6 protein-coding genes are annotated in these 9,905 nt (G+C 48.8%); 2 read left to right on the top strand and 4 right to left on the bottom strand.

The window, feature by feature from the left end:
• Positions 1–187: 187 nt before the first annotated feature.
• The gene (gene cydB / locus ACTHY5_RS09680) at positions 188–1,180 is read right to left on the bottom strand and encodes a cytochrome d ubiquinol oxidase subunit II (RefSeq protein WP_441879116.1); all 993 of its coding nucleotides are present in this window, start codon (positions 1,178–1,180) and stop codon (positions 188–190) included.
• On the bottom strand, positions 1,180–2,586 hold the full coding sequence (locus ACTHY5_RS09675; protein WP_441879114.1) for a cytochrome ubiquinol oxidase subunit I: 1,407 nt from the start codon (positions 2,584–2,586) through the stop codon (positions 1,180–1,182). Before ACTHY5_RS09675 ends, cydB begins: the two co-directional genes overlap by 1 nt.
• Positions 2,587–2,987: 401 nt before the next feature.
• Between ACTHY5_RS09675 and ACTHY5_RS09670 the strand changes: the two genes are divergently transcribed.
• Positions 2,988–4,850, top strand: coding sequence for an ATP-binding protein (locus tag ACTHY5_RS09670; protein WP_441879112.1), 1,863 nt, complete (start codon positions 2,988–2,990; stop codon positions 4,848–4,850).
• The gene (locus tag ACTHY5_RS09665; protein ID WP_441879110.1) at positions 4,847–6,277 is read left to right on the top strand and encodes a sigma-54-dependent transcriptional regulator; all 1,431 of its coding nucleotides are present in this window, start codon (positions 4,847–4,849) and stop codon (positions 6,275–6,277) included. Before ACTHY5_RS09670 ends, ACTHY5_RS09665 begins: the two co-directional genes overlap by 4 nt.
• A 32-nt stretch (positions 6,278–6,309) precedes the next feature.
• Here ACTHY5_RS09665 and ACTHY5_RS09660 read toward each other — a convergent pair whose 3' ends face one another.
• Positions 6,310–7,677, bottom strand: a complete 1,368-nt coding sequence (locus ACTHY5_RS09660; RefSeq protein WP_441879108.1) for a sodium-dependent transporter — start codon at positions 7,675–7,677, stop codon at positions 6,310–6,312.
• A gap of 91 nt (positions 7,678–7,768) precedes the next feature.
• Complete coding sequence (locus ACTHY5_RS09655; RefSeq protein ID WP_441879106.1) at positions 7,769–9,796, bottom strand: UvrD-helicase domain-containing protein; 2,028 nt, start codon at positions 9,794–9,796, stop codon at positions 7,769–7,771.
• Positions 9,797–9,905 lie beyond the last annotated feature (109 nt).

Below are 9,905 nucleotides of genomic sequence, written 5' to 3'. Positions count from 1 at the left end.
TTAATACGCTTTATGACGACATTTGGGCATAAAAAAAGCCGCTATTGCGGCTTTTTTGACTTTGTACTCGGCCTTACAACCCAGTTAGCAGTAACTTAATGGCACCACCAACTAAGGTCAGCACCAACACGCCTGCTATATACAGCGCCACAAACCACAATCCACTTTTATTGCGCTTTGCCATGGCTTAATACCCTTCTTCAAAATCTTCTACCTTGCCCGAGAAAATACGATAGCCCCATAAGGTGTAGGCAAAAATTAACGGCAAGAAGATGAAAATACCGGGTAATAAGAAAGTCAGGCTAGAGTCAGGGGCGCTGGCTTCCCACAGGGTTAACTGATGAGGAATAAGATAGGGGAATAAGCCCACCACTAATCCCGCAAACCCTAGAATAAACAGCCCTACCGCTAACCAAAACGGGCGGGTTTCATGGGGTTCGCCGTCGAGGTCGCGATATAATAACCAGCCAAATAATGCGCTAAGCAGTGGCAGGGGCAATAAATAAACAAAGTTCATTCCCTCTAACCAGCGCTCACGCACCTCAGCATTCGCCAATAGGGTCCACAGGCTGACTACGGCAAAAATCACCATCACAGTCAGCACCAACTTGCGCCCCAAATGGGCAGAGCGGGCCATCATATTACCGCGGCTTTTCATCACCAAATAACAACAAGCAAGTAAGGCGTATGCTGCCATTAATGCCAAACCAGTAAAGACACTGAATGGTGTTAACCAGTCTAAGGCGCCCTGCTCTCCTGCTTCTACGCCTTGCACCACAGCCCCTAAAATGGCGCCTTGGCAAAAAGTGGCAACGCCAGAGCCCACACAAAACGCCACATCCCATAAAGGCTTAGAGCGATGAGATTTAAAGCGATATTCAAAAGCCACGCCTCTAAAAATCAACCCAATAAGCATAATAATAATCGGGGTATACATGGTTGATAAAATACCTGCATAGGCGGCAGGAAAAGCGGCAAATAACACCACACCACCAAACACTAACCAGGTTTCATTACCATCCCAGACATGAGAAATAGAGCGCATCATGTGATCGCGTTCATGCTCACTTTTAAACCAGGGATATAAAATCCCTAACCCTAAATCAAAGCCATCCAGCACCACATACATCAGTACCGCAAAGCCCATTAATAAATAATAAAATAGCGCTAAGTCCATCATTAATCCTCCACCACATCACGTTGTAGCTTTTTCACCCATTCAAGGGCAAAGCTTGGGGCATTAACGCCAACCATGTCCTCTTCTAGGCGCGCTAAATCTGCCGGCCCTTTGCGTACTAATTTGGCCATAAAATACAAGTACACCAGCAGCAAGGTGCTGTAGGTTAATACAAATAGCGTAAGCGAAAATAAGACTCGCTCGGCAGGTAATGGCGTTACCACTTCCATGGTGCGTACCAAACCTTGCACTAACCAAGGCTGGCGCCCCACTTCAGTGACATACCAACCGGCTAAGGTACAAATTACGCCGGTGGGGATCATGACATTCATCAATAATAAAAACGGCTTACTTTCAAACACCTTCCCTTTACGGCGCAACCACAAGCCCCATACAGCGGCGGCAATCATTAACATGCCCAAGCCCACCATAATACGAAAGGAGAAAAAGATGAGTGGCACATAAGGGCGGTCTTCTTTGGCCACAGAGGTAAGCCCTTGTACTTCACCGTCTAACGAATGCGTTAAAATCAGCGACGCCACTTTAGGGACTTTGACTTCAAAGTGATTGGTTTCGTTTTCCATATCAGGGGCGGCAAACAATAATAATGGAGCCCCAGCCTCTTGCTCAGGCCAAATGCCTTCCATGGCTGCCACTTTAATGGGTTGGTGTTCTTTGGTGTTTAACCCATGAAAATCTCCCACAACAAGCTGTAAGGGAGCCAAAATAAGCGCCGCCCACAACGCCATAGATAACCCCTTGCGGGCAAAGGCTAAGTCACGGTTTTTACGTAAATACCACGCGCTAACACCGCCAATTAAAAAGATGGCCGTTAACATAGCAGCCAGCAGCATGTGCGCTAAACGATACGGCATCGAAGGGTTAAAGATCACTTCCATCCAGCTGGCGACTTCAAAGTGGCCGTCTACTTCAATATAACCGGCGGGAGTTTGCATCCAAGAGTTGGCGGCAATAATCCAAAATGAAGAAATCCAGGTGCCCAAGGCCACCACACAGGTGGCAAAATAGTGCAGCTTTTCACCCACTCTACGCCAGCCAAATAACATAATGCCTAAAAAACCGGCCTCTAAAAAGAAAGCGGTTAGCACTTCATAAGCCAGTAAGGGGCCTAACACTGGACCCACTATTTCGGAAAACTCAGAAAAGTTGGTACCAAACTCATACGACAACACTATGCCACTGACCACCCCCATGCCGAAGGTAATGGCAAAGGGCTTTATCCAAAACTTAGCTAATTGAAAATACACCGGGTTACGGGTTTTTAGCCACAAGCCTTCCCAAATAGCAATGGCTGTAGCCAGCCCTATGGTAATGGCCGGAAAAATAATATGAAAACTGATAGTAAACGCGAATTGAATTCGCGACAGCATAGCCGAATCTAACTCCATAACGCCCCCTTAAGCCCGCTGAAATGGTTTATTGCCACAGGCTGCATAGCCAGAGGTAATACTATAAAAATGGCTGAAAATTCCTGAATAATACGAGTTATGTACATAGCATACGCCTCAGAGTCAGTGTTTAATTGTTATTGCTAATATAAAGCATAAACTATGCCATAAAATAAAACAGCAGTGTTTGCATTGGCTTAGATCAACTAAAGCAATAATACTTGCCCCATCCGACAACAAGGTTTACAGTTTTTACCGGAATAAGTGTCAACTAGGTTGACGGTTAAGGCGCCCGAAACTAATCCTCTCTATGACGCTTATATTTTGAATTCGACATTTTACTTTTTCATACAAGATCAAAAATTCACTATTATGTTACCTGCACCCTTCCAAGGATAATAATGGCGCTCGATTTAGCTTTTGAACTCATGATGCTGCTTACCGCCGCCTGTGCGCTACTCGTGTCGACCTGGCTATTTTGGCGAGCGCGCAATAAACGCAGTATGAAAGCGCTGGCCGGTTTTGGCATTATGATGGCACTGTGGTGTAGTGGACATGTATCGGTGTTTTACGGCTGGCAGTCAATAGGCAAGCTGCTTATTTTAGCCAACCCACTGATGCCTACTTTTTTTCTCGACTTTGCCATCGGCTTTGTGAACCAAGGCCCTGCACAACGAGTGTGGTTAACGCGCCTAGCCAATAAACGCGCCCTGCTCTATGGGGCGGCGATTAGTGTCATCGCTATTAGTTTACTGGGTCAGGGCGGAAAAATTATTTCGTTTGGGCATTTTAGCCACTACTTTGTATTTAGCGGTATCGGTTGGTTTAACATCACCTACACCATTGTGGTGGGTATATTGGCACACGCCTTACTGTTGTGGGGTGGCCACCTTCACCGAGGCAATAGGCGCCGCTCTATTGCCGCTATGTTTGCCGCCGGAGCTTGGGGATTATTGCTAGCAAGTAGCTTTATTTTTCCCTCACTGGGCCTGCACTGGTACCCTTGGCCCATGTTGCTGCTGCCCAGTTATGTGGTGTTGCTGGTGTATGGCGTAGTGCGCTATCAAATGTTAGATATTAACGCCTGGGCCAACCGGGCGCTGTTATGGGTATTAATGACACTGCTGGTATTGGGCATTATTGCCCTACTTAGCTCAGTGGCGGGTCAGTTTGGTATGCAGGCATTAGCGAGCGTCCCTAACTGGCAGTTATGGCTTTATTCAATGCTATTACTCACACTGGCACTGGCTTTATACCAGCCGGTTAGTCAGCTGGTGAGTCGGGTAATTTATCCCGGCAGTCAACTCGATGAACAGCGCCTAGACGACTGGCTGCAACAGTTAGCCCAAGCGCGAGATTGGGCCGAGCTTAGTGTCATTGCCGAGCAATTATTGCACCAACAAATGGGCCAAGCTATTTGTGTACAGCTACTGCCCGCCCAACACACAGAGCAGCTCGCCCCCGGCCCTTGTATTATTTGTGCTTATCATGATTCTGGCTGGCAATCGCGCTTACAAGGGTTTGATGATGTGACACCCAGCGTGCGCTTGGCCGCTGATGTATTTGCGTCACTACTTACCACGCGTTGTAGCTTGCTTGAGCGGTCATTGCAACTGGCCGAGGCCGAGCGTACACGTTTATCGGAACAGCACTTAGTGGAGTTAGGTGGCTTGTCTGCGGCCATGGCGCATGAACTGCGCAACCCGCTGAATATTATCTCTATGGCAACCGCGGGATTAGCGGCCGATCGTAAAGCCATGATCCAAAGCCAACTCAAGCGCGCCGATCGACTCATTTCCGATATGCTCACTTATTCTGGCACCATTAGCGTACAGCGCCAATCTATTGCTCTGCTCCCCTTATTGACCAGTTTACGGGCACAATTTGATTGGCAGCAGGTGACACTTGAGCTTGAGGTAGATGACAGCCTAACCCTTTATGCCGACACTTATCGATTACAGCAAGTGCTAATTAACCTGTTAGACAACGCCTTGTCCTTTGTACGCAATCAGCCACAGGGTCATATTCTTATTGAGGCTAACAACGCCGGCTATATAACAATGCACAACAATGGCCCTGCTATTAACCCAGATATGCTCGCGCATTTATTTCGTCCCTTTGTGAGCCAGCGCAGTGGTGGTAGTGGCTTAGGATTGTCTATTGTACAGCGCATTATGGACGCTCACGGCGGTCATATTATCCATCGTCATAGCACTCGCTGGCCGGTAACGTTCGAGCTTTATTTTCCCAAGGATCTTCCATGACTCAACCTTTGTTGTACCAAGCGCGCATTATTTTAATCGACGACGAACCCGCCTTTAGAAGCTTAAGTTGCGAGTGGCTAACTCAAGAAGGCTATCAGGTACAAACCGGCGCCAGCCTTACTGAGCTTACCGAACAACTCAGCCAATTTGATGCCGACTTGATCTTGCTCGATCTTTCATTGCCGCCATACTTTAACCCAGCGCACACCTTGGCCGCTTTGCCGTCGTTGATTGATCGCCCCGTGATCATTTTAACCGGCCATGGCGAGCGCGAATTAGCTCTAGAAGCTCTGCGCCAAGGTGCATGGGACTTTTTAGCCAAACCCATAGATCCCGATATGTTGGCCGTGGTGGTAAAACGCGCGCTCACTAAACATTTGTTGGTGCGAGAGATTAACAGCTTAAAGAGCGACCTCACTCCTGAATCTGTGCTCAATCGTCTTATTGGTGCTTCTACTTCTATGAATAATATACGCACTTTAGTAGAGCGTATTGCGCCGACAGATGTACGGGTATTGGCCACAGGCCCCTCGGGCACAGGGAAGGAGGTGATATCGCGAGCTATTCATGACCTTAGCAACCGCGCTCAGCATCCCTTTATTCCTGTGCATTGTGGGGCCATTCCAGCCGAGTTGCTTGAAAGCGAGCTATTTGGGCACACCAAGGGCGCCTTTACCGGTGCTGACAAAGCTCGCAAGGGGCTATTAAAACTGGCTGATGGCGGCACCTTATTTTTAGATGAAATAGGCGAAATGCCTCAAGCCATGCAAATTAAGTTGTTGCGGGTTTTACAAGAAGGCAGTTTTTATCCGGTGGGGGGGCGAGAGCTCGAAACCATAGACGTGCGTTTAGTCTCGGCAACCAATGCCGATTTAGCAAAAAAAGTGCGCTTGGGCGAGTTTAGAGAAGATCTCTATTATCGAATTAAAGGCGTCAATATCGAAACCAGCCCCTTAGATGAGAGACCCGAAGATATACCCTTACTGATCACCCACTTTTTAGCCCAGCAAGCTAAGGCCCACCATCAAGCGCCTAAACATCCTGACAGCAGTGCCTTTAACTGGTTTATGCAGCAGTCTTGGCCGGGCAACGTACGGGAGCTAAAAAGCACCTTAGACAGTGTTGCCGCCATCGCACGTAATGGCCTTATTACTCTGGACGACATAGCACTGCTTTACCCCAGCGCGTCAGCTCACAAGGGGGCAATAAAGCCTCATACGGTTGTCGCCACCAGCTCAGAGCACACCCTAGAGTCGCAAGTAAAAGCGTTAGAAATTAGCCTGATCAGCCAAGCGCTCGCCAAGCATAACAACAACCGCACCCACGCCGCTCAGGCCCTAGGCTTATCTCGCCAAGGGCTGCTCAAAAAAATAGAGAGGTATGGGGTAAGGGCAGCGCCAAGCGCCGAGCACCAAGCGCCTAGCTAAAAGACAGCGGTCAGTTAGCGCTAGGCGCGGCTTTATTTCAAATTAAAGTAAAACACGATTAATAGCGCTATGGGTGATAGGTAGCGCACAACGGGAAACCACACTTTATGCCAGGCCCCTAACTCGCGCTTAGAATGTTCGGGATTCATCTTCCAACCAACAAATAACGCAATCAGCAAGGCGACAATTGGCATCATGATATTAGCGGTTAAATAGTCGTATAAATCAAACAAGGTTTTGCCTTCAAAGCGGGCAAACATATCCAGCGGAGTAAAATCAGACCAAACGTTGAGTGACAATAACGTTGTAATGCCTACCAGCCAGGCCGCCAGCCCACCGCCAATGGCCGCAGTTACGCGACTCACCCCTTTTTCGTTTAAGTAACTAACCAAAGACTCCAACATAGAAATAGAAGAAGTCCAAGCGGCAAACAATAACAGCACAAAAAACAAGGTGGCAAAGAAGCTCCCCCCCGGCATTTGTCCAAAGGCCACCGGCAGAGTCACAAAAATAAGGCCGGGTCCTTCACCTGCGGCCAAACCGTGAGCAAACACGATCGGAAAAATGGCCAAGCCCGCTAATAAGGCCACCCCAGTGTCCATAATGGCCACCACTACAGCGGTGCGCGCAATAGAGACCTGCTTAGGTAAATAGGCGCCGTAAGCCATCATGGCGCCGCTGGCCAAACTCAGAGTGAAAAAGGCATGGCCTAAGGCAATCAAAATAGACTCAGCGGTAAGCGCTGAAAAGTTCGGCTTAAATAAAAAGCTCAGCGCTTCACCAAAGTGCCCCGTAGTGGTGGCATAAGCGACCAATATCAGCAGTAATACAAATAAAGCCGGCATCAGCTTAGTGACAGCTCTTTCTAACCCATGGCGCACGCCACCGGCCGACACTAAAATGGTTAACCCCATAAACACCGAATGCCACATCAGTAACTGCCACGGCGAGGCCAATAAACCGTCGAATAAAGCACCGGTGCTTTCTGCACTAATATCACTGAACTGACCACTTAATGCCGAGATAATATAGGGCATGGTCCAGCCGGCAATCACGCTATAAAACGACAAAATTAAAAACGCCGCCAAGGTGGCCATTATGCCTACACCCACCCAGCGTGGGCTGCGCCCCTCTGCTTTAGCCACCACGGCCATAGTGCCAATGGGACTTTTACCACCGCGACGCCCCACCATGACTTCTGACATCATCAGCGGCAAGCCTATAATGGCAATACAGGCCAAATACACCAACACAAAAGCCCCACCGCCGTTCTCGCCAGTAATGTAGGGAAACTTCCAAATATTACCTAACCCGACAGCAGAGCCCACTGCCGCCATAATAAACACAAAGCGATTGGACCACAGAGCCGGCGTCACCGGTGTGAGTTTGTTTTGGGGCACGGCGTGGCCACTCCTGTTAATAATTTAATATGCTGATTGATAACCCTTTATTTTGCCATAACCCATCAGGGATGAGTAGCCTCTAACACCTTTACCCCCACTTACTCACACTGGGGTACCCAGTGGCGGTAAGCTCTTTAATAAACACAGAGGGCTGCTGTGCATCGGCCAGCAAAAATACCTGTTGGCGAGCACGGGTAAGGCCTACGTAAAATAAGCGCCGCTCTTCACCATAAGGAAAGGTGTCGGCCTTAGGGAGTAAGCTATCTAATAAAGCCGTGCTATTTTGCTCGGGCGGAAAACCATATTTACCGCAGCCAAGTCCTAACATAATAACGTGATCGGCCTCTTTGCCCTTGGCGGCGTGCAGGGTTTGTGTCGCAATATGTAAGCCAGGAAACCGCTTTCGCCACCTATTAAGCACAGGCTTATCTGGCAGACTAAAACGAAACCGGGCAAGCAAGTACACAGAGGCGTGAGGTTGTTCTGCCGCTATTTGCCCTAATAGGCGACTAATAACGTCTATTTGACTATCGGCATTAACGGGCAACACATGCACGCAGGGTGACGCACTTTGGGTGTGTGTGGTGAGCGTTTTGGCTAATTGTTCAGGATTTTGCTGTACAAAACGACTGGCTACTTGCTCTATTTGGTTATTAAAACGAAATGTTTTATCTAAACGAGTAATACGGCTGGCACCAAAGGTGTCGGCAAAGCGCGTCGTTAATGTGACATCGCCCCCACTAAAGCGATAAATCGCCTGCCAATCGTCTCCAACACAAAATAACGACAATTCAGGCGCGCCCTCACGCAGCGCTTGCAATAAATGAGCCCGCGGGCCAGATATATCTTGAAACTCATCCACCAATATATAGCGCCACGGCACGGTAAAGCGCCCTTGGCGTACCAGCTCTGCGGCCTGCTCTATCATGTCATCAAAATCAATGTGTTCTTGCTCAGCCAATTCATGCTGATAACGATGTAACAGCGGCAATATTAGCTGCAGTTGCGCCGCCAGCTCAGACGATAAATCTGTTGGCTCAGGCTCACCATATAGTTTTAACGCGGCCACTATGGGGGCCCACTCGCGAGCTAGCCGACGATAATCGGGTTTAGGTTCGGCTTTAACACGCCGACTACGCAGCCAATTATTTAACTGCTGATGATAAGCTTTATCTTCATCGCATAATTGCTCTAACCACTCGGCCAGCGCTTGAATGCGGGCGCTGTCTTGTTGTGCCAATGGGCTTAGGGCGGGGGTATGCCCATACACCTTGCTTAAAATCATTAAGCCCAGCGCATGAAAGGTACTGGTTTTAACATCTCGCGTGTTCGGTTGGCCGGCTAAACGTTCCGCCATTTCAGTGGCGGCTTCATTGCCAAACGCCAGCAATAGCAGCTCTTCAGGTTTAGCCTGTTGCGAGGCGACTAAAAATGCAGCACGAGCTGTCATCACGCTGGTTTTGCCACAGCCCGCCCCCGCTAAGACCAAGTTACTGTCTTCATCAACCACACAAGCTAGACGCTGCGCGTCAGTTAAGGGGTGGGCTTCTAGGGTGTCAAAGAGGTCGGCATATTCAATCAGCATCTGCTGGCAGTACTCGTCACAGCACTGATCACGCCACGCCTGGTTTGCTGTTATTAAGGTGCCAATTAAGCCAATGGCAGCCGCTTCGCGATCTGATAATTCAGCCGGCGGCGTTAAAGAGCCCCAAACGCTTGCTGTAGCTGGGTAATCAATGCTGGTCAGCAATTTTTGTATTTGCTGCCAACGAGAATGGCGCAAATAGCCTTGCTCTAATATTGTTAAGCACGCTTCGGCCACCGGTAAAAGGTGCGAGGCGAACAATCGATACCAGGCAATATTGATAGCTTGATATAAGGAGTTAGCCGCCGCTTTGGGTAGCCAGCCCAGTTCAATATCACCTTGTGCACAATATAAATGCAGCCGATAAAAACGCCGCCCTTTAACCAGCTTGGGCGGTGCACTCAGCTCGTGCCAACCCAGGCTATGGCGTTCATTTTTTAGATGTAGCATGACGCCAGAGTGCGTAAGCTCGCAGGCTAAAAAAGGATGGTTAAACCAAGGCGCCAGCCAATGTGCCCGAAATATTTGCATAAGATCCTTCAACTCAACATTGGCCAGAGGGCCAAACTTTATACCAATCTACCCCGAGCGTAGTAGGGTTGAATTTATTCGACCTCTTTAGGCCTTGCTATAGTTTTTA

The sequence above is a fragment of the Oceanisphaera sp. genome, assembly GCF_052084945.1.
Classification (GTDB): Bacteria; Pseudomonadota; Gammaproteobacteria; order Enterobacterales; family Aeromonadaceae; genus Oceanimonas.
The sequence above is the reverse complement of the archived record's forward strand: the minus strand, read 5'-3'. Positions and strand labels throughout refer to the sequence as shown.

Coding starts and splice junctions, on each gene's coding strand:
- cydB (WP_441879116.1), bottom strand. CDS start 1,180: ATGATGGACTTAGCGCTATTTTATTATTTATTAATGGGCTTTGCGGTA.
- ACTHY5_RS09675 (WP_441879114.1), bottom strand. CDS start 2,586: ATGGAGTTAGATTCGGCTATGCTGTCGCGAATTCAATTCGCGTTTACT.
- ACTHY5_RS09670 (WP_441879112.1), top strand. CDS start 2,988: ATGGCGCTCGATTTAGCTTTTGAACTCATGATGCTGCTTACCGCCGCC.
- ACTHY5_RS09665 (WP_441879110.1), top strand. CDS start 4,847: ATGACTCAACCTTTGTTGTACCAAGCGCGCATTATTTTAATCGACGAC.
- ACTHY5_RS09655 (WP_441879106.1), bottom strand. CDS start 9,796: ATGCAAATATTTCGGGCACATTGGCTGGCGCCTTGGTTTAACCATCCT.